Origin of the sequence: Mesorhizobium sp. M0195, from assembly GCF_040322115.1 — a bacterium.
Classification (GTDB): domain Bacteria; phylum Pseudomonadota; class Alphaproteobacteria; order Rhizobiales; family Rhizobiaceae; genus Mesorhizobium.
Genome location: NZ_JAMYSV010000007.1, coordinates 221473 through 240363, shown reverse-complemented (window position 1 = coordinate 240363; position 18891 = coordinate 221473). Strand labels below are relative to the sequence as shown.

The 18891-nt window shown below is 61.4% G+C and carries 20 protein-coding genes and 1 pseudogene; 19 read left to right on the top strand and 2 right to left on the bottom strand.

Annotated features, from left to right (window positions below):
• Positions 1-14 precede the first annotated feature (14 nt).
• The 18 genes and pseudogenes from rplO to NKJ12_RS16970 all read left to right on the top strand — a co-directional run bounded on the left by rplO (position 15) and on the right by NKJ12_RS16970 (position 15686).
• Positions 15-488 (top strand): 50S ribosomal protein L15, encoded by a 474-nt coding sequence (gene rplO / locus NKJ12_RS17055; RefSeq protein ID WP_023675131.1) that lies wholly within the window; start codon positions 15-17, stop codon positions 486-488.
• Positions 489-679: 191 nt separating this feature from the next.
• Positions 680-2020 (top strand): preprotein translocase subunit SecY, encoded by a 1341-nt coding sequence (gene secY, locus NKJ12_RS17050; protein WP_023675130.1) that lies wholly within the window; start codon positions 680-682, stop codon positions 2018-2020.
• Entirely contained in the window at positions 2017-2628 is a 612-nt protein-coding gene (locus NKJ12_RS17045; protein WP_352507450.1) for an adenylate kinase, read from the top strand. The genes secY and NKJ12_RS17045 overlap by 4 nt, the downstream gene beginning before the upstream one ends.
• A gap of 198 nt (positions 2629-2826) precedes the next feature.
• Complete coding sequence (gene rpsM / locus NKJ12_RS17040) at positions 2827-3195, top strand: 30S ribosomal protein S13 (protein WP_006205445.1); 369 nt, start codon at positions 2827-2829, stop codon at positions 3193-3195.
• Positions 3196-3333: 138 nt separating this feature from the next.
• Positions 3334-3723 carry a 30S ribosomal protein S11 gene (rpsK, locus tag NKJ12_RS17035; protein ID WP_023799279.1) on the top strand — a complete coding sequence of 130 codons (390 nt, stop codon included), beginning with the start codon at positions 3334-3336 and terminating at the stop codon, positions 3721-3723.
• A 104-nt stretch (positions 3724-3827) separates the two neighbouring features.
• Positions 3828-4838 carry a DNA-directed RNA polymerase subunit alpha gene (locus NKJ12_RS17030; RefSeq protein ID WP_023675128.1) on the top strand — a complete coding sequence of 337 codons (1011 nt, stop codon included), beginning with the start codon at positions 3828-3830 and terminating at the stop codon, positions 4836-4838.
• A 116-nt stretch (positions 4839-4954) separates the two neighbouring features.
• Positions 4955-5386: a 50S ribosomal protein L17 gene (gene rplQ / locus NKJ12_RS17025; RefSeq protein ID WP_023799277.1), complete on the top strand. Its 432-nt coding sequence runs from the start codon at positions 4955-4957 to the stop codon at positions 5384-5386.
• Between the two features lie 192 nt (positions 5387-5578).
• On the top strand, positions 5579-7066 hold the full coding sequence (locus NKJ12_RS17020) for a DegQ family serine endoprotease (protein WP_352507449.1): 1488 nt from the start codon (positions 5579-5581) through the stop codon (positions 7064-7066).
• A gap of 44 nt (positions 7067-7110) precedes the next feature.
• Positions 7111-8421: a replication-associated recombination protein A gene (locus tag NKJ12_RS17015; RefSeq protein WP_023675125.1), complete on the top strand. Its 1311-nt coding sequence runs from the start codon at positions 7111-7113 to the stop codon at positions 8419-8421.
• Positions 8422-8557: 136 nt separating this feature from the next.
• Complete coding sequence (locus NKJ12_RS17010) at positions 8558-9388, top strand: aspartyl/asparaginyl beta-hydroxylase domain-containing protein (protein ID WP_352507448.1); 831 nt, start codon at positions 8558-8560, stop codon at positions 9386-9388.
• A gap of 31 nt (positions 9389-9419) precedes the next feature.
• On the top strand, positions 9420-9806 hold the full coding sequence (gene crcB / locus NKJ12_RS17005) for a fluoride efflux transporter CrcB (protein WP_352507447.1): 387 nt from the start codon (positions 9420-9422) through the stop codon (positions 9804-9806).
• Between the two features lie 110 nt (positions 9807-9916).
• Entirely contained in the window at positions 9917-10303 is a 387-nt protein-coding gene (crcB, locus tag NKJ12_RS17000; RefSeq protein WP_502896091.1) for a fluoride efflux transporter CrcB, read from the top strand.
• A complete protein-coding gene (locus NKJ12_RS16995) occupies positions 10300-10638 on the top strand; it encodes a DUF190 domain-containing protein (protein ID WP_352704046.1) in 339 nt (112 codons plus the stop codon). Before crcB (NKJ12_RS17000) ends, NKJ12_RS16995 begins: the two co-directional genes overlap by 4 nt.
• A 62-nt stretch (positions 10639-10700) precedes the next feature.
• Entirely contained in the window at positions 10701-11681 is a 981-nt protein-coding gene (locus NKJ12_RS16990) for an RluA family pseudouridine synthase (RefSeq protein WP_352507446.1), read from the top strand.
• A gap of 19 nt (positions 11682-11700) precedes the next feature.
• On the top strand, positions 11701-11907 hold the full coding sequence (locus NKJ12_RS16985) for a hypothetical protein (RefSeq protein ID WP_352704044.1): 207 nt from the start codon (positions 11701-11703) through the stop codon (positions 11905-11907).
• Positions 11904-12820: pseudogene (locus tag NKJ12_RS16980) on the top strand (DMT family transporter). Before NKJ12_RS16985 ends, NKJ12_RS16980 begins: the two are co-directional and overlap by 4 nt.
• Before the next feature lie 2 nt (positions 12821-12822).
• Positions 12823-13614: an ATP12 family chaperone protein gene (locus tag NKJ12_RS16975; RefSeq protein WP_352645827.1), complete on the top strand. Its 792-nt coding sequence runs from the start codon at positions 12823-12825 to the stop codon at positions 13612-13614.
• A 185-nt stretch (positions 13615-13799) separates the two neighbouring features.
• Positions 13800-15686 (top strand): MFS transporter, encoded by a 1887-nt coding sequence (locus tag NKJ12_RS16970; protein ID WP_352704040.1) that lies wholly within the window; start codon positions 13800-13802, stop codon positions 15684-15686.
• Between the two features lie 72 nt (positions 15687-15758).
• On the opposite strand, the gene NKJ12_RS16965 is transcribed toward NKJ12_RS16970, so the two are convergent.
• Entirely contained in the window at positions 15759-15953 is a 195-nt protein-coding gene (locus NKJ12_RS16965) for a DUF2735 domain-containing protein (protein WP_292660390.1), read from the bottom strand.
• Between the two features lie 319 nt (positions 15954-16272).
• Here NKJ12_RS16965 and NKJ12_RS16960 point away from each other — a divergent pair, with 319 nt between their 5' ends.
• Positions 16273-17313 (top strand): glutamine synthetase beta-grasp domain-containing protein, encoded by a 1041-nt coding sequence (locus NKJ12_RS16960; protein ID WP_352645824.1) that lies wholly within the window; start codon positions 16273-16275, stop codon positions 17311-17313.
• A gap of 120 nt (positions 17314-17433) precedes the next feature.
• Here NKJ12_RS16960 and glnA read toward each other — a convergent pair whose 3' ends face one another.
• A complete protein-coding gene (gene glnA / locus NKJ12_RS16955; RefSeq protein ID WP_352704038.1) occupies positions 17434-18843 on the bottom strand; it encodes a type I glutamate--ammonia ligase in 1410 nt (469 codons plus the stop codon).
• Positions 18844-18891 lie beyond the last annotated feature (48 nt).

Sequence of the window (18891 nt, the reverse complement as noted above, 5' to 3'; positions counted from 1 at the left end):
GCAGGAGAATCCAGATGAAACTCAATGATCTGCGTGACAAGGACGGCGCGACGCACTCCAAGAAGCGTCTCGGCCGTGGCATCGGTTCCGGTTCGGGCAAGACCGCCGGTCGCGGCGTTAAGGGCCAGAAGGCGCGCTCCGGTGTCGCCGTCAACGGCTTCGAGGGTGGCCAGATGCCGCTCTACCGGCGTCTGCCGAAGCGCGGCTTCAACAATATCTTCGCCAAGAGCTTCACTGTCGTGTCGCTGGCCCGCATCCAGGCGGCGCTCGATGCCAAGAAGCTTGACGCTAAGACAGTTGTGACGGCCGAGGCGCTGGTTGCGGCCGGCGTCATCCGTCGCGTCAAGGACGGCGTGCGCATCCTTTCGGACGGCGACATCAAGGCCAAGCTTGCCTTCGACGTGGCCGGAGCCTCCAAGGCCGCGATCGAGAAGATCGAAAAGGCCGGCGGCTCGGTGAAACTGCCTGAGCAGGCAGCCGCCGAGTAACGGCAATTTGAAGCACGTTCGGCAAAGGCGGAATTCGGTTTTGCCTGCGGTCGTGCTTTGATCCGACAGATGTGGCGGCCGCATCAACGCGGCCGCTTGCATGTTTGCAGTCCGGAGCTTATCTCGTGAGCTTCGGTGACACGCGCCGCCTGAGCTGCGGGCATCGAGCGTGACCAAGCGGAGAATCAGGCATGGCTTCGGCTGCTGAACAACTAGCCTCGAATCTGAATTTTTCGGCCTTCGCCAAAGCCGAGGATTTGAAGAAGCGCATCTGGTTCACCATCGGCGCGCTGCTCGTCTACCGTCTTGGCACCTACATCCCGCTGCCCGGCATCAATCCCGACGCTTTCGCCCAGGCCTTCTCGTCGCAGAGCAAGGGCGTGCTCGGCATGTTCAACATGTTCGCCGGCGGCGCCGTGCAGCGCATGGCGATCTTTGCCCTTGGCATTATGCCCTATATCTCCGCTTCCATCATTATGCAGCTGATGACCTCGGTCATTCCATCGCTGGAAGCGCTGAAGAAGGAAGGCGAGCAGGGCCGCAAGATCATCAACCAGTACACGCGCTACGGCACAGTGCTTCTGGCGCTTGTCCAGGCGTACGGGATTTCGGTCGGGCTTGAGGGCGGCAACGGCATCGTCAACGATCCCGGCATGTTCTTCCGCATCTCTACCGTCGTCACGCTGGTCGGCGGCACCATGTTCCTGATGTGGCTTGGCGAGCAGATCACCGCCCGCGGCATCGGCAACGGCATTTCGCTGATCATCTTCTCCGGCATCGTCGCCGGCCTGCCGCGCGCCATCTCCGGCACGCTGGAGCTTGGCCGCACCGGCGCCTTGTCGACCGGCCTGATCCTGGCGATCATCGTGCTCGCCATCATCGTCATCGCGCTGATCGTCTTCTTCGAGCGCGCCCAGCGCCGCCTGCTGATCCAGTATCCCAAGCGCCAGGTTGGCAATCGCATGTTCCAGGGCGATACCTCGCATCTGCCGCTGAAGCTCAACACGTCCGGCGTCATTCCGCCGATCTTCGCCTCGTCGCTGCTGCTACTGCCTGCGACCGTCGCCGGCTTCTCGCAGACCACCAATATGCCTGCATGGGCTAGCACCATCCTGGCGGCGCTCGGCCACGGCCAACCGCTCTATATGGCCTTCTACGCGGCGATGATCGTGTTCTTCGCCTTCTTCTATACGGCGATCGTCTTCAATCCGAAGGACACCGCCGACCAGCTCAAGAAGCATTCGGGCTTCATCCCGGGCTATCGTCCGGGCGAGCGCACTGCGGACTATATCGACTATGTGCTCACCCGCATCACCGTCGTCGGCGCCATTTATCTGGTGCTGGTGTGTCTGTTGCCCGAGTTCCTGATTTCAGCGACTGGCGTACCGTTCTACCTTGGTGGCACTTCGCTCCTGATCGTGGTCAGTGTAACGCTCGATACGGTGGCGCAGATTCAGGGTCACCTGATCGCGCACCAGTATGAGGGCCTGATCAAGAAGTCGAAGTTGCGCGGGGGGAAAAAGGCCAGATGAGGTTGATATTGCTTGGACCGCCGGGGGCGGGCAAGGGGACACAAGCACTGAGACTGGTAGAACGACACGGCATCCCACAGCTTTCCACGGGGGACATGCTGCGTGCTGCTGTTCAGGCCGGCACCGAAGTCGGCAAGCGCGCCAAGGCGGTGATGGACGCTGGCGAACTGGTGTCCGACGCTATCGTCAATGCCATCGTGGCCGAGCGCATCGATCAAGCTGATTGCGCAAACGGTTTCATCCTTGACGGGTATCCCCGAACTCTGGTGCAAGCGGACGCCGTTGAGGAAATGCTGTCGGATCGCGGACTGGAGCTAGACGCGGTCATCGAATTTGTCGTCGACGACAAGGCGCTGGTTGGCCGAATCGTCAAGCGCGCCGAAGAAGCCAAGGCCGCAGGCCTGCCGGTGCGCAAGGACGACAGTCCAGCGGTGTTCGAAGAACGCTTGAGGGAATATTACAAGAAAACCTCGCCGCTGATCGGCTACTACTATGCCAAGGGCAAACTCAAGGGCGTCGATGGCATGGCCGACATCGATGCGGTGACGCAGCAGATCGAGGCGGTGCTCAGGGCGACGACCCGGCAGGTTGGCCGAGCGGCCGGCTAGAGAATCGAACGATTGCGCTTGACTGGAGCGGCCCGCTGGGGTATGGCGGCCCGTCTTCCTATCAGGCATGAGGCTTGCTTGTCCGCAAGGGCAAGGCAGGCCGCTTTGAACTGGAAACTCCCGCAAGGGCCGGCCTCCACCGGACGCGGGGCAACTTGAAGCGCCGGCTCGCCCGGCCTACATGGAGAAGAGAAGAACATGGCTCGTATAGCCGGCGTCAACATTCCGACCAACAAGCGCGTCGTCATCGCGCTTCAATACATTCACGGCATTGGCAAGAAGTTCGCCCAGGAGATCGTCGACAAGGTCGGCATCCCGGCCGAGCGTCGCGTCAACCAGCTGACCGACGCGGAAGTGCTGCAGATCCGCGAGACCATCGACCGCGACTATCAGGTCGAGGGCGATCTGCGCCGCGAAGTGTCAATGAACATCAAGCGACTCATGGACCTCGGCTGCTACCGCGGTCTGCGTCACCGCCGCTCGCTGCCGGTTCGTGGTCAGCGCACACATACCAATGCGCGCACCCGCAAGGGGCCGGCCAAGTCGATTGCCGGAAAGAAGAAGTAATTTAGGGCAGTAAGGAGTAGGGCAGTAAGGCACTAGGAACGGCAGACATACTGCCCTACTGCCATATTCCCCTACTGCCTTCTCCCTGGTGGAGCCGCTGGCATTACGGCGGTGTAGAGATCAACTGAAAGGACCATCATGGCCAAGGAAGCCACTCGTGTTCGCCGTCGCGAACGCAAGAACATCTCGTCGGGCGTTGCCCACGTTAATTCGACCTTCAACAACACGATGATCACCATTACCGACGCGCAGGGTAACTCGATTGCCTGGTCGTCGGCTGGAGCCCAGGGCTTCAAGGGATCGCGCAAGTCGACCCCGTTCGCTGCCCAGATGGCCGCCGAAGATGTTGCCAAGAAGGCCCAGGAACACGGCATGCGTATGCTGGAGGTCGAGGTCTGTGGACCCGGCTCCGGTCGTGAATCGGCGCTGCGCGCGCTGCAGGCCGCCGGCTTCACCATCACCTCGATCCGTGATGTGACGCCGATCCCGCATAATGGTTGCCGCCCGCGCAAGAAGCGCCGCGTTTAAAGAATTTACCGAACGCCGCGCGAGCGCCTCAAGGGCGCTCCTCCACGGTATTCCAGGTCGCCCGCCACGATTGGATGGTGGCGGGACAACGGAAGGAAAGCACTATGATCCAGAAAAATTGGCAAGAACTGATAAAGCCGAACAAGATCGAGTTCTCGTCGAAGAAGAAGACGCTGACCACGCTCGTCGCCGAGCCGCTCGAGCGCGGCTTCGGCCTCACCCTCGGCAACGCGCTGCGCCGCGTGCTTCTATCTTCGCTGCGTGGCGCGGCTGTGACCGCCGTGCAGATCGACGGCGTTCTGCATGAATTCTCGTCCATCGCCGGCGTGCGCGAGGACGTGACCGACATCGTCTTGAACATCAAGGAAATCGCCATCCGTATGGAAGGCGACGGCCCCAAGCGCATGGTCGTACGCAAGCAGGGACCGGGTGCGGTTCTCGCCGGCGACATCCAGACCGTTGGCGACGTCGAGATACTCAATCCCGACCACGTCATCTGCACGCTGGACGAGGGCGCTGAAATCCGCATGGAATTCACCGTCGACACCGGCAAGGGCTATGTGCCGGCCGACCGCAACCGCGCCGAGGACGCGCCGATCGGGCTGATCCCCGTCGACAGCCTGTATTCGCCGGTCAAAAAGGTCTCCTACAAGGTCGAGAACACCCGCGAGGGCCAGGTTCTCGACTATGACAAGCTGACCATGACCATCGAGACCGATGGTTCGATCTCGGGCGAGGACGCAGTGGCCTTCGCCGCTCGCATCCTGCAGGACCAGCTCGGCCTGTTCGTCAATTTCGACGAGCCGCAGAAGGAAGTCGCCGCCGAACAGGTTACCGAGCTTGCCTTCAACCCGGCGCTGCTCAAGAAGGTCGACGAGCTCGAGCTTTCGGTGCGTTCGGCCAACTGCCTGAAGAACGACAACATCGTCTATATCGGCGACCTGATCCAGAAGACCGAAGCCGAGATGCTGCGCACCCCGAACTTCGGCCGCAAGTCGCTGAACGAGATCAAGGAGGTCTTGGCGGCGATGGGCCTGCATCTCGGCATGGAAGTGCCGGACTGGCCGCCGGAAAACATCGAAGACCTCGCCAAGCGTTACGAAGATCAATATTAAGCATGATCCCGAACCGAAGGTCAGCGCAGCAAAAAGTTGCAGACTTTTCGGACAAGATCATGCGGCTAACCAACTGGGGCTCAGGCCTCTTGAAACCGCAATGAAGGAGAAGAGCCATGCGCCACGGATTTAAAGGCCGCCGGTTCGCCCGCAGCATAAGCCATCGCAAGTCGATGTTTGCCAACCTTGCCGTGTCGCTTATCGAGCACGAGCAGATCCTCACCACGCTGCCGAAGGCGAAGGATTTGCGTCCGATCGTCGAGAAGCTGGTGACGCTCGGCAAGCGCGGCGACCTGCACGCCCGCCGCCAGGTTATTGCCCAGATCGGCAATGAAGGCGTCGTCAAGCGCCTGTTCGATACCATCGCGCCACGTTATGCCACCCGCAACGGCGGCTATCTGCGCATCATGAAGGCCGGCTTCCGCCACGGTGATAACGCGGCAATGGCGGTCATCGAGTTCGTCGACCGCGACACCTCGGCCAAGGGCGCCGGCGACCGTGCCCGCATCGAGGCCGAAGGCACCGACGAGGAAGCCGCAGCCGCATAAGGCTCGGCTTTCCTGAGAAGTTCAAAAGGGGCCTTCGGGCCCCTTTTTCTGTTTCCGAAGGTACCGGGCAGGGCTAGCAGGGGTTTTGTCACCGGTTTTTGCGGCGACTACCAAAATAATCGGATTTCAGCGGCTTAGCCTTTCATTTTGCACAATCGTCAGGACAATGGCGCCCGACTTGGAGGATTCGGAATGCGCGTTAAACGGCTGTCCATTGTTCTGATCTGCGCCTTGATGGCGTTGGCCGTCGTGCCTGCGGCCAGGCACGCGCTGGCGGAGGAGACCAAGCCAGATCCTGGTCTGTCCGACGTGCTGACCGATCTGTTGCATGGCGTCGAAGGCGAAAACGCCACCTCCGGCCCCGACAAGCGCGTGCCCTTCGGCCGCGAGGAGGTGCAGCTGTCCTTTGCGCCGCTGGTCAAGCAGACGGCGCCGGCTGTAGTCAATGTCTACGCCTCGCAGACCGCCAAGGTGGCGTCACCCTTCGACGGCGATCCGTTTTTCGAGGAGTTCTTCGGCCGCTCGCAGCCGCGCGCGCAGTCGTCGCTCGGTTCGGGGGTACTGGTCGATCCGACCGGCGTCGTGGTCACCAATTTCCATGTCGTCAAGGACGCCGACCAGGTCAAGGTCGCGACCGCCGACGGGCGCGAATTCGACAGTAAGGTGCTGCTCAAGGATGAGACGCTCGACCTCGCCGTGCTCAAGATTTCTTCTGACAAGCCGTTCCCGGTGATCGCCATCGGCGATTCCGACGCGCTCGAGGTCGGCGACCTGGTGTTGGCGATCGGCAATCCGTTCGGGGTCGGCCAGACCACCACCAGCGGCATCATTTCGGCGGTGGCGCGCAGCCATATCGGCATCTCCGATTCCAGCTTCTTCATCCAGACCGATGCCGCCATCAACCCCGGCAATTCCGGTGGCGCGCTGGTCAACATGGGAGGGCAGCTGATCGGCATCAACACCGCGATCTATAGCCGTAGCGGCGGCTCGATCGGCATCGGCTTTGCCATCCCTTCGAACATGGTCCGCGCCTTCGCCGATGCGGCCAAGGCCGGGCTCGACTTCTTCGAGCGGCCGTATGCCGGTGCCGAGTTCGAGGCGGTGACGCCGCAGATTGCGGAATCGCTCGGCATGGACAAACCGACCGGTGCGCTGGTTTCTTCGGTCGAAGAGGCGGGACCCGCGGCCAAGGCAGGGCTCAAGCCTGGCGACGTAGTGCTGTCGCTCAACGGCAAGCCGGTCGAGAGCGTCGGGGCGCTGGACTACCGGATGGCGACGCTGTCGATTGGTACGAATGCCAGCTTCGGCGTTCTGAGCAAGGGTCAGCAAGCGACGATGGACATCGCTCTGGAACGACCGCCCGAAGGCGCCAAAGCTGCGGAACTCACATTGCGCGGCCGCAGCCCCTTTTCCGGCGCCAAGGTTGCTGAACTGTCGCCACGGCTTGCCCAACGGCTCGGTCTGCGCACCGATGTCAAAGGCGTAACCGTGGTCGACATCAACCGCGATTCGCCCGCTGCCGATTTTGGATTCCAGCCGGGCGACATCGTGCGTGAGGTCAATGGCCTGACGATCGACAAGGCGGCGACCCTGGAACAGGTAGCCCAGCAGGATACGCGCTGGTGGCGCTTTACCGTCGAGCGCGGCGGGCAGATACTGCGCCAGGTGTTGCGTTACTGAGCCCGACCGTCAGCATGATCGGGCTCCAGGCAAGAAGAAGTTGCATGGCCGATCTGTTCAGTGTCGATGAACCGGAAAAGACGCCGCCCGGCAGGCCGCTGGCCGACCGTTTGCGCCCAAAGAACCTCGGCGAGGTCGTCGGCCAGGAGCATCTGACCGGACCCGACGGCGCGCTGACGCGGCTGATCGGCTCCGGCTCGCTCGGCTCGATGATCTTCTGGGGCCCGCCCGGCACCGGCAAGACCACGGTCGCACGGCTGCTTGCCGGCGAGACAAGCCTCGCCTTCGAACAGATCTCGGCCGTGTTTTCCGGCGTTGCCGACCTGAAGAAAGTGTTCGAGGCAGCGAAGCTGCGCCGCTCGAACGGCCGCCAGACGCTGCTGTTCGTCGACGAGATCCACCGTTTCAACCGCGCCCAGCAGGACAGTTTTCTGCCCGTGATGGAAGACGGCACCGTCGTGCTGGTCGGCGCCACCACCGAGAACCCGTCCTTCGAGCTTAACGCCGCGCTTTTGTCGCGCGCGCGCGTGCTGGTCTTTCACTCGCTCGGCGAAGACAGCATCGCCAAGTTGCTGGCGCGGGCCGAGGAGGCAGAGGGCAGGGCGCTGCCGCTCGATGAAGACGCGCGTGCGATGCTCATCCGCATGAGCGACGGCGACGGCCGCGCGGCGCTGACGCTCGCCGAAGAGGTCTGGCGCGCAGCGAAATCAAAGGAGGTGTTCGGCGCCGAAGCTCTGCAGCGCATCGTCCAGCGCCGCGCGCCGATCTACGACAAAGGCCAGGACGGCCATTACAATTTGATCTCCGCGTTGCACAAATCGGTGCGCGGCTCCGACCCCGACGCGGCACTCTACTATCTGGCCCGCATGTTCGACGCCGGCGAAGATCCGCTTTATCTCGGGCGCCGGTTGGTGCGCATGGCGATGGAGGATATCGGGCTGGCCGACCCGCAGGCGCTCGTCGTCGCTAACGCCGCCAAGGACGCCTACGACTATCTGGGCTCGCCCGAGGGCGAACTGGCCTTCGCCGAGGCGACCGTCTATCTCGCCACCGCGCCGAAATCCAATGCAGTCTATACCGCGTTCAAGGCCGCCACACAGGCGGCGAAGGAATTCGGTTCGCTGCTGCCGCCCAAGCACATTCTCAATGCGCCGACCAAGCTGATGAAACAGGAAGATTACGGCGCCGGCTATCGCTACGACCACGACGAACCCGACGCTTTTTCCGGCCAGGACTATTTTCCGGAGAAGATGGGAAGGCAGACATTCTACGACCCGCCCGAGCGCGGCTTCGAGCGCGATATCAGGAAGCGGCTGGACTATTGGGCGAAGCTGCGCAGCGAGCGGGAAAAATAGCTGCCAGTCGCACAGTGGCGTGATCGCCGTTGTCTGGCGTGACAAAAAACCCTATCAAGATGCGCCTTCGGCCGGCGGACAGGCCAGAAACGTACCGACGATATTCAGAACGGAATCGCGCCTGGCGCGTGGAAAAATGACGAAAAAATCTCGCAAGACCCTTCGGAAGTTCGCCATAGCGATCCCGCTGCTGGCGCTCGGCTTTTATTTCATTCCCATCCTGATGACAATTTTCATTGTCCTCGGTCTGATCGACGTGTTGCGCAACGACAACAAGAACTGGGCCCTGTTCAGTGGTTATTTCCTCGGCAACGGCATCTTCACCTGGCTGCTTTCGCCCTTCAATCTGCTGGTCGATCTGCTGTGCTACAGAAACCGGGGTGTCTGGAAACTGGACCAGTTTCCTCCGGACTATCAACGCGAGGTCAACGAGGTCCTGGACGTATTCAAGGAGCGCAAGGACGAGATCATCGCCGATATCGACGCCAATTTCGGCAGCGGCCGGCGCGGCATGTATGTCTATCAGTGGTATGGCAAGCACAAAATAGACAACGTTGCCGAATTCAACAAGGATTTCAAATATATCAAGACGATTGCCGTTTCTGTTTTCAGCGGCAGGGAATCGACTTCCTGGCACTTTGGCCCGCTCCGGCTCAGCCTGCGCATTCTCTACAACCTCATCCCGGTGAAATCGGAAGTGTTCGTCGAGTGCGGCAACGCCAAGAACTACTGGCACGAGAACCCGCTGTTCATCTTCGATGACACACTGCTGCATCGCTCGGTCAACCAGTATGACGGGCGCCGCTACTGTGTGTTCATGGACATCATTCGCCCGTCGCCGTTTCCCGGTCTGATCTCGACACTCCTGGCCATCGTTTCGGTCAGCGTCGAGCGCATCAATGCCATGTTCTACAAGAACTGGAAGATGATCGCCTCCAGCAAGCCGAAGAAGGCCGGAGCCGCCTGACACCGTGGTGTGACCGGCGTGAGGAAGCACGATGTATCATCTTTTGCTTGTCTGCCTTGGTGGCGCGATCGGCGCAATGGCCCGCTTCTTCTTGTCCGGCTTCGTCGCCCGCCGGGTTGGCGAGACCTTTCCCTGGGGCACGATGGTGGTCAACGTCTCGGGAGCGTTTGCAATCGGTGTCGTTGCGCATGCGGTGACGCGCGACGGCATGCCCGCCATCTGGGCCTTTGCCGTCACCGGCGGCCTCGGTTGCTACACTACGGTCTCTTCCTTCAGCCTGCAGACGCTGGCACTGGCGCGCGAGGGCGAATGGCTGCGCGCCGGCGGAAATGTGCTGCTTTCGGTTTTCCTGAGCCTCGGCGGCGTGACGCTGGGCTTTGCCGCGGGAAGTCTTCTGATTGGCAGCGGGGCGCCGTGAGCGGCCCGCGGAAGCTCCGCCACAACGGGACGGACACTGCCGCGGCCGGGCATGGCGGACGCCTCATTGGTTGGCGCAGAACCTCCGAAGCGGTTCGGCTCTATGCGACCGTGGCCGCAGGCAGCATGATCGGCGGTGTGCTGCGGGCGCTTGCCTCATCGACGAGCACTGCCCTGTGGGGCGCTGGATTTCCCTTCGGCACACTCCTCGTCAACATTGTCGGCTCATTCCTCATCGGCTTCTACACGACATTGACGGGACCGGATGGTCGTGTCTTCGCCGGTCCGCTGCAGCGCCAGTTCTTCATGGCCGGCTTCTGTGGCGGCCTGACGACCTTCTCGGCCTTCAGCCTTGAAACGCTCACCCTCGCGCAAGGCGGGAGGTTTCTGGCGGCTGGACTCAATATCGCGATCTCCGTGGTGGCCTGGCTTGCCGCCGTCTGGCTCGGCCACATCTTTGCAGTTCGCCTCAACCGGCTGAGAGGGTCCAGGCAATGAAGATACCAACACAGGCACAATTGCTGCGCATATTTATCGGCGAAAACGACAAGGCAGATGGCCGTCCGCTGTATGAGGTTATCGTGCTGAGGACCCGCGAAATGCAGATCGCCGGCGCGACAGTCCTGCGCGGCGCGATGGGGTTCGGCCATTCCAGCCGGCTTCACACCACGAAGATCCTCCGCCTATCGGAGGATCTGCCCCTCGTCATCGAGATCGTCGATGACGAGGAAAAATTGGCCGCTTTCCTGCCCGTTCTTGAAACAATCATGACAAGTGGTTTGATTACGCTGGAGAAAGTTCAGGTTCTGCAATATGGAACCGACAACGAATAACCGAGTGAGATTGCGGGTGCCGGCGAATGCCGTTGCATGCCTGCAAAACGGCGATTGGAATCATGGCAGGCGTTGAACAGATCACAGTGGACGCCGGTGAGGCGGGCATGCGGCTCGACCGCTGGTTCAAGAGCCATTTCCCCGGTCTCGGTTTTGGTCATCTGCAGAAGCTGCTGCGTTCCGGCCAGATCCGCGTCGACGGCGGCAGGGTGAAGGCCGATACCCGCGTCGAAGCCGGCCAAACGGTGCGTGTGCCGCCGCTCGAAGTCGACAAGAAAGGCGAAAGCCCGCTGACCGGCCATTCGATACGCAACCAGGGCGACGCCGATGTCCTGGCCAAGATGCTGATCCATGAGGACCCGAAGGTCTTCGTCTTCAACAAGCCGGCCGGCCTGGCGGTGCAAGGCGGCTCCGGGGTCACCCGCAATGTCGACGACATGCTGGAAGCCTGGCGCAACCAGAAGGGCGAGAAGCCACGTCTGGTGCACCGGCTCGACCGCGACACGTCGGGTGTTCTGGTTGTCGCCCGTACAAGGCTCGCCGCCATGAAGCTCGCCGAAGCGTTCCGGGCGCGTGAGACGAAGAAAACCTACTGGGCGCTGGTCAAGGGTGTGCCGCCGAAGCGCGAGGACAAGATCTCGACCTGGTTGATCAAGGAACCGACGCCCGACGGCGATCGCGTGCGCATCGCCAAGCATGGCGAAAAGGGCGCCGACCACGCCGTGTCCTACTACCGTGTCATCGAGCAGGCTGCACAGACGATGACCTGGCTGGAGATGGAGCCGTATACCGGCCGCACCCACCAGCTTCGTGTCCATGCCGCGCATATCGGCTGCCCGATCATCGGTGACCCCAAATATTTCGAGGCCGACACCAATTGGGATTTTCCCGGCGGCATGCAGAACCGTCTGCATCTGCACGCCCGCCGCATCGTCATCCCGCATCCCGACAAGGGGTTTGTCGACGTCACCGCGCCGATGCCGCCGCACATGCGCCAGAGCTGGAACCTGATCGGCTTCGACGACGCAAGCGCGGAGGATTAAATGAGCGAGGGCGTAAACCATGGATGAAGCGTCGCTCGTTCGTCAGTTGGTGAACTGGTTGCCATTCATCCTGATTCTCGTCGTCTGGTTCGCTTATGTACGCCGCGTTGCAACCCGGCAGGGGTCGATGGCCGAAATCGGCCGTGAGAACACCGAAGCGGTAAGGCAGAATACCGAAGTGCTGAAGGCGCTGCTCGCGAAGCTGGAAAGCCAGTCCAAGCAATGACCGCAGCAACCGCAATGGACCGCCGCAGTTCCGTTGACGCTGCCGCCGCCGCCATCATGGTTGGGCTGACTTTTTCCTGGGGGCTGAACTACGTCGCCGCCAAGATCTCCTATGCCGGCTACGATCCCGTTTTCCTGTCGATCGACCGCTCGGTGATCGGCGGCCTGTGTGTTTTCGGCTGGTGCCGCTGGCGCGGCATCGCGCTGTTCACGCCCGACAAGACCCTCGTCGCCGGCATTCTGGCAGGCGCGCTTTTCGGTCTCGAGTTCCTGTTTCTGTATGTCGGGCTCGAACACACCACCGTCGTGCGCAACACCTTGCTGGTCAACACCATGCCGTTCTGGATGCTGGTCGGCGGCCATTTCCTGCTGGGTGAAAGCATCACGGCACGCAAGCTCGTTGGTCTTCTGCTCGCTTTCACCGGACTGGTCGCGGTGTTTTCCGACAAACTGAGCGCCAATGGCGGCGCAACATTGAGCGGCGATTTGCTCAGTCTCGGCGCCGGCATTCTGTGGGCCGTGACCAATATCGTCATCAAGCGGTCGAAGCTGGTGACGGCCAGCGCCGAAAAGCTGCTGCTCTATCAGCTGGCCGGGGCCGCCGTCGTCGGGATTTTGGTGATGCCTTTGCCGGCCCGCCAGTCCGCAGCTTTGCCGTTCTGCCGACCTTGGCTCTGCTGTTCCAGGCCGTCTACGTCGTCGCGTTCACCTATGTTCTGTGGTTCTGGCTGCTCCGGCGCTACCCTGCATCTGGACTGTCGAGCTTCACCTTCCTGTCGCCGGTGTTCGGTGTGCTCTGCGGCGCCGTCTTCTTGAACGAGCCGTTGACCGTTCGTATCTTCGTGGCACTCGGCCCCATCGCCGCCGGTCTTATCATCGTCAACCGGCCGGCCCGAAAACAAGTCCCCGGATGAGCATGCGCGACATATTGAACGACCTCGAAGCGGGAAAGCAGCTCTCCGATCCGGACCCGGTGCGTCGCGCCCAGATCCAGATGAAGACGCAACTGCCGAAGCGCTTCTACAAGACCGTCGCAGTCGCGCCGGTCGAAGATGGTTTTGCCGTCCATCTCGATGGCAAGCCCGTCCGCACGCCGGCCAAGGCGCTGCTGGCGCTGCCGACTGAAAAGGCGGCTGCTCTCGTTGCCGAGGAATTCGCCGCACAGGAGGAGACCATCGACCCGGTGACGATGCCGGTGATGCGTCTGGTCAATACGGCAATCGATGGCGTCGCCAGTGATCCCCAGGCGGTGCTGGAGGACGTCCTGCGCTTCGCCTCATCCGATCTGCTCTGCTACCGCGCCGATGCGCCCCAAGGACTAGTCGACCGGCAGAACGAGCATTGGGACCCGGTCATCGACTGGGTGCGCAGCGCACTCGGCGCCCGGTTCCATCTCGCCGAAGGCGTGATCCATGTCGAACAGCCCCGCGAGAGTATCGCGCTGCTCGGCCAGCATCTTGCCCAACGTGCCGATCCGCTGCGCCTTGCCGCCATCCACGTCATGACCTCGCTGACCGGATCGGCGCTGCTGGCGCTCGCCGTCGACTTCGGCGAGCTCGACGGCGAGGCGGCCTGGGCTGCCGGTCATGTCGACGAGGACTGGCAGGCTGAGCAATGGGGCCATGATGCAGAGGCGCTCGCGCGCCGCGCTGCCCGCAAGCGCGACATGATGGCCGCAGTCAAGCTGCTCGAAGCTCTCAAAGGCTGACGGCACCGCCCGCTATTTCGCACTGCACATTAGACCAAAGTCATAATCCCAAAGGCGGTCTGCCTCTGGGCACTGCTTTCTGTCATTTTTTGCACCGGTGGCTGCACTGAGTCTGCGTTGCGAGGAAACGCGGACGATGACGCGCAGCATCGAGGGCTGACGGAATCACACGGGAGGATACGCTCATGGCAATGGCATCGACCGCCGGCAAAACAAGCCGCGGCATGACACGCGAGGAGAAGAAGGTCATCTTCGCTTCTTCGCTCGGCACCGTTTTCGAATGGTACGATTTTTATCTCTACGGCTCGCTGGCCGCCTTCATCGGCGCCACCTTCTTCTCGTCGGCGCCGGAAGCGACACGCAACATCTTCGCCCTGCTCGCCTTCGCGGCCGGTTTCCTGGTGCGCCCGTTTGGCGCCCTGCTGTTCGGCCGCATCGGTGATCTCGTCGGCCGTAAATATACCTTCCTCGTCACCATGACGATCATGGGCCTGTCGACCTTCCTGGTCGGCCTTCTGCCCGGATATGCGAGCTGGGGCATCGCCGCGCCGGTGATCCTGATCATCCTGCGCATGCTGCAGGGCCTGGCGCTCGGCGGCGAATATGGTGGCGCCGCGACCTATGTCGCCGAACATGCGCCCGACGACCGCCGCGGCTACTACACGTCATGGATCCAGACGACGGCGACGCTCGGCCTGTTCCTGTCGCTGATCGTCATCCTGATCGTGCAGGCCTCGATGAGCAAGGAAACTTATGCCGCCTGGGGTTGGCGCGTTCCTTTCCTGGTCTCCTTCCTGCTGCTCGGCATCTCGCTCTGGATCCGGCTGTCGCTCTCCGAATCGCCGACCTTCCAGCGCATGAAGGACGAAGGCAAAGGCTCCAAGGCACCATTGACGGAAGCCTTCGGCCAGTGGAAGAACGCAAAAATCGCGCTGCTGGCGCTACTCGGCCTTACCGCCGGTCAGGCCGTGGTCTGGTACAACGGCCAGTTCTATGCGCTGTTCTTCCTGCAGAACGTGCTCAAGGTCGAGGCGCAATCGGTCAACATCATGATCGCCATTGCGCTGGCGATCGGCTCGATCTTCTTCGTCGTGTTCGGCTGGCTTTCCGACAAGATCGGCCGCAAGCCGATCATCATGGCCGGCCTTGCACTGGCAATCGTCTGCACCTTCCCATTGTTCAGGGCGCTGACCTGGGCAGCCAATCCGGCGCTCGCCACCGCGCAGCAGAACACACGCGCGACGGTGACCGCGGCACCGGGGGACTGCAAGTTCCAGTTCAATCCGGTGGGCACTGCAAAGTTCACGACCTCGTGCGATATCGCCACCTCGTTCCTGACCAAGAACTCGGTGCCGTACGACGTGGTATCGACTGCGGCGCCCGGTACAGCCGCGTCGGTCAAAATCGGCAACGAGACGGTTGAGTCTTATGACGCCACTGCCGCCGGCGATCAGGCCAAGGCCAAGGATGCCGCTTTCGCCAAGGCGGTCTACACGGCACTTCGGGATGGCGGCTACCCGCTGAAGCGGGCAGCCGCCAAGGTGCCGGACCAGAAGCTCGAGGCCTTCATTGCGGCCAATCCTGAGCTGAAGCTCGATGCCGCGGCAATCCGCGCCGGCGACAAGGCTACCGTTCCGACTGACCAGGCGATCAAGGACAAGCTGCTGACTGCCGACGAGGCTGCGGGAGCCCCCGAGGTTACCGTCTATACCGTACCCGGCGGCGGTCCCTTCGCCATGTTTGCCGACCCTGCAGCGGTCAACTGGCCGATGACGATCGCCATCCTGTTCATCCTCGTGGTCTTCGTCACGATGGTCTACGGGCCGATCGCCGCGATCCTGGTCGAGATGTTCCCGACCCGCATCCGTTACACCGGCATGTCGCTGCCCTATCACATCGGCAATGGCTGGTTCGGCGGGCTGCTGCCGGCGACGGTGTTCGCGCTCAGCGCCTACAAGGGCGATATCTACTACGGTCTCTGGTATCCCGTGGTGATCGCGGCGATGTCGCTGATCATCGGCATGATCTTCATCAGGGACACGCTCGGAACGGACCTGCACACCAAGCAGTAGCCTGTACCGGTCCATAGCAAAGCCCGGCGCGAGCGATCGCGCCGGGCTTTTTCAATTTATCGAGTGCAGGGCTTAGCTCTTCCGATCCTGTTTCGCTTCCTCGATCGCTGCCTCATGATACCAGGCACTTCCGAAATCCGTTCGGTTGCGCAAAGAAGCAAGTTCTGCCGCGAACTTAGCCTTTCCGCTTAAATTTGAGGCAGAGGCGCGCGCTGCCACCGGGAACATCAGGATTTTGGCCGACTGACGAGTGGAAGTGATTTCCATTGTCGGTTTCCTTTCTTCGACAGAACCTTGCCGATTCAACCTTTCCCCAACATAGGTTCAGCAACCGAATTAGGCAACATGATTACGAAAAGATCAGTACTTGCATATTATTTGTGCAAAATGTGCTTGTGGATGATCCGAGCGCAGCATGACAGCGGACCAGCGATTTTGGGTGGATACAACCCCACTTTTGCCGCATCCGTCGCCGGCGAGAATGGCACACGAATTGCATTTTACTAGTCCGGCAGGTCGGCTGCTGGATAGGCCGGCTCGCCCCGGCGCCATCCAGGGTTCGGTGATCAAGCAACGAGAGGCTAGAATGACGAAATACAAGCTCGAGTACATTTGGCTCGATGGATATACCCCGGTTCCCAACCTTCGCGGAAAGACGCAGGTCAAGGACTACGCCGAGTTTCCGACGCTCGACCAGCTTCCGCTGTGGGGCTTCGACGGTTCTTCGACCATGCAGGCCGAGGGCCACAGCTCCGACTGCGTTTTGAAGCCGGTCGCCGTTTATCCGGATCCCGCCCGCACCAATGGCGCGCTCGTCATGTGCGAAGTCATGATGCCGGACGGCGTAACGCCGCACGCGTCCAACAAACGCGCCACCATTCTCGACGACGAGGGCGCCTGGTTCGGCTTCGAGCAGGAATATTTCTTCTACAAGGACGGCCGTCCGCTCGGCTTCCCCGAGAGTGGCTATCCGGCGCCGCAAGGCCCGTACTACACTGGCGTCGGCTATAGCAATGTCGGCTCCGTCGCCAGGCAGATCGTCGAGGAGCATCTCGACCTTTGCCTTGCCGCCGGCATCAATCATGAAGGCATCAACGCCGAGGTAGCCAAAGGCCAGTGGGAATTCCAGATCTTTGGCAAGGGCTCCAAGAAGGCCGCCGACCAGATGTGGATGGCGCGCTATTTGTTGCAGCGCCTGACCGAGAAGTACGGCATCGACATCGAATACCACTGCAAGCCGCTCGGCGACACCGATTGGAACGGCTCCGGCATGCATGCCAACTTCTCGACCGCCTATATGCGCGAAGTCGGCGGCAAGAGCTATTTCGAGGCGCTGATGGCAGCCTTCGACAAAAACCTGATGGATCACATCGCCGTCTATGGGCCGGACAACGACAAGCGTTTGACCGGCAAGCACGAGACCGCGCCCTGGAACAGGTTCAGCTACGGCATCGCCGACCGCGGCGCTTCGATCCGCGTGCCGCATTCTTTTATCAACAACGGCTACAAGGGCTATCTCGAGGATCGCCGTCCGAACTCGCAGGGCGACCCCTACCAGATCGCTTCGCAGATATTGAAGACGATCGCCTCCGTCCCGACCAGCGCCGAGGTTTCGGCCGCCGCTTGAGAATGCGTTCACGGCGCGGACCTCGGGTGTCTCCGCGGTGACTTTCTTTCCCATCGCATTGCATAAAAAAACCCCGGCGTAACCGCCGGGGTTTTTTCTACGTGACTATGAGGTTCGGGATCACACCGAGTAATACATATCGTATTCGACCGGATGCGGCGTCATTTCGAAGCGCATCACCTCGGCCATCTTGAGCTCGATATAGCTGTCGATCTGGTCGTCGTCGAAGACGCCGCCGGCCTTCAGGAACCCGCGGTCCTTGTCGAGGCTCTGCAGGGCTTCGCGCAGCGACCCGCAGACGGTCGGGATCTTCTTCAATTCCTTCGGCGGCAGGTCGTAGAGATCCTTGTCCATCGGCTGTCCCGGGTGGATCTTGTTCTTGATGCCGTCGAGGCCGGCCATCAGCATGGCGGCAAATGCGAGATAGGGGTTGGCACCAGGATCGGGGAAGCGGACCTCGACGCGCTTGGATTTCGGCGACGAGCCGAACGGAATGCGGCACGAGGCCGAGCGGTTGCGTGCCGAATAGGCGAGCAGCACCGGCGCTTCATAGCCCGGAACCAGGCGCTTGTAGGAATTGGTCAGCGGGTTGGTGAAGGCGTTGATCGCCTTCGCATGCTTGATGATGCCACCGATGTAGAACAGGCAGCTCTCAGACAGGCCGGCATATTCGTTGCCGGCGAAAGTCGGCTTGCCTTCTTTCCAGATCGACTGGTGGACATGCATGCCCGAGCCATTGTCGCCGAACACCGGCTTCGGCATGAAAGTGGCCGTCTTCCCATAGGCGTTGGCGACCTGGTGCACGACATATTTGTAGATCAGCATCTTGTCGGCGTTGCGGACCAGCGTGTCGAACTTGATGCCGAGCTCGTGCTGCGCGGCGGCCACTTCGTGATGGTGCTTTTCAACGCGCACGCCCATTTCGGCGAGCACGGTGAGCATTTCCGAGCGCATGTCCTGTGCCGAATCGATCGGCGGCACCGGGAAATAGCCGCCCTTGATGCGCGGCCGGTGACCGAGGTTGCCGGTCTCATAGTCGGTGTCGTCATTGGACGGCAGTTCGGTGGAATCCAGCCTGAAGCCGGTGTTGTAAGGATCGGCCTTGTACTTGACGTCGTCGAACACGAAGAACTCGGCTTCAGGACCGACGAAGATCTGGTCGCCGATGCCCTCGGCCATCATGTAGGCCTCGGCCTTCTTGGCGGTGCCGCGGGGGTCGCGGTTGTAGGATTCTCCCGAGATCGGATCGAGAATGTCGCACAGGATGACCATGGTCGACTGGGCGAAGAACGGGTCCATATGCACCGTATCCGCATCGGGCATCAGCACCATGTCGGACTCGTTGATCGCCTTCCAGCCGGCGATCGAGGAACCGTCGAACATGACGCCATCGGCAAACATGTCTTCCTCGACCTCGACGACATCCATCGTTACGTGCTGCAGTTTGCCCTTCGGATCGGTGAAGCGCAGATCAACGAACTTCACGTCGTTGTCTTTGATCTGCTTCATGATGTCTTTGGCTGTCGTCATGTCCCTGCTTCCCTATGTGATGACGTTTGAACGTGGCCTTTTAACGGG

What these genes read in the sequence shown, in the direction of transcription:
- rplO (WP_023675131.1), top strand. Translation starts at nt 15, where the DNA reads ATGAAACTCAATGATCTGCGTGACAAGGACGGCGCGACGCACTCCAAG.
- secY (WP_023675130.1), top strand. Translation starts at nt 680, where the DNA reads ATGGCTTCGGCTGCTGAACAACTAGCCTCGAATCTGAATTTTTCGGCC.
- NKJ12_RS17045 (WP_352507450.1), top strand. Translation starts at nt 2,017, where the DNA reads ATGAGGTTGATATTGCTTGGACCGCCGGGGGCGGGCAAGGGGACACAA.
- rpsM (WP_006205445.1), top strand. Translation starts at nt 2,827, where the DNA reads ATGGCTCGTATAGCCGGCGTCAACATTCCGACCAACAAGCGCGTCGTC.
- rpsK (WP_023799279.1), top strand. Translation starts at nt 3,334, where the DNA reads ATGGCCAAGGAAGCCACTCGTGTTCGCCGTCGCGAACGCAAGAACATC.
- NKJ12_RS17030 (WP_023675128.1), top strand. Translation starts at nt 3,828, where the DNA reads ATGATCCAGAAAAATTGGCAAGAACTGATAAAGCCGAACAAGATCGAG.
- rplQ (WP_023799277.1), top strand. Translation starts at nt 4,955, where the DNA reads ATGCGCCACGGATTTAAAGGCCGCCGGTTCGCCCGCAGCATAAGCCAT.
- NKJ12_RS17020 (WP_352507449.1), top strand. Translation starts at nt 5,579, where the DNA reads ATGCGCGTTAAACGGCTGTCCATTGTTCTGATCTGCGCCTTGATGGCG.
- NKJ12_RS17015 (WP_023675125.1), top strand. Translation starts at nt 7,111, where the DNA reads ATGGCCGATCTGTTCAGTGTCGATGAACCGGAAAAGACGCCGCCCGGC.
- NKJ12_RS17010 (WP_352507448.1), top strand. Translation starts at nt 8,558, where the DNA reads ATGACGAAAAAATCTCGCAAGACCCTTCGGAAGTTCGCCATAGCGATC.
- crcB (WP_352507447.1), top strand. Translation starts at nt 9,420, where the DNA reads ATGTATCATCTTTTGCTTGTCTGCCTTGGTGGCGCGATCGGCGCAATG.
- NKJ12_RS16995 (WP_352704046.1), top strand. Translation starts at nt 10,300, where the DNA reads ATGAAGATACCAACACAGGCACAATTGCTGCGCATATTTATCGGCGAA.
- NKJ12_RS16990 (WP_352507446.1), top strand. Translation starts at nt 10,701, where the DNA reads ATGGCAGGCGTTGAACAGATCACAGTGGACGCCGGTGAGGCGGGCATG.
- NKJ12_RS16985 (WP_352704044.1), top strand. Translation starts at nt 11,701, where the DNA reads ATGGATGAAGCGTCGCTCGTTCGTCAGTTGGTGAACTGGTTGCCATTC.
- NKJ12_RS16975 (WP_352645827.1), top strand. Translation starts at nt 12,823, where the DNA reads ATGCGCGACATATTGAACGACCTCGAAGCGGGAAAGCAGCTCTCCGAT.
- NKJ12_RS16970 (WP_352704040.1), top strand. Translation starts at nt 13,800, where the DNA reads ATGGCAATGGCATCGACCGCCGGCAAAACAAGCCGCGGCATGACACGC.
- NKJ12_RS16965 (WP_292660390.1), bottom strand. Translation starts at nt 15,953, where the DNA reads ATGGAAATCACTTCCACTCGTCAGTCGGCCAAAATCCTGATGTTCCCG.
- NKJ12_RS16960 (WP_352645824.1), top strand. Translation starts at nt 16,273, where the DNA reads ATGACGAAATACAAGCTCGAGTACATTTGGCTCGATGGATATACCCCG.
- glnA (WP_352704038.1), bottom strand. Translation starts at nt 18,843, where the DNA reads ATGACGACAGCCAAAGACATCATGAAGCAGATCAAAGACAACGACGTG.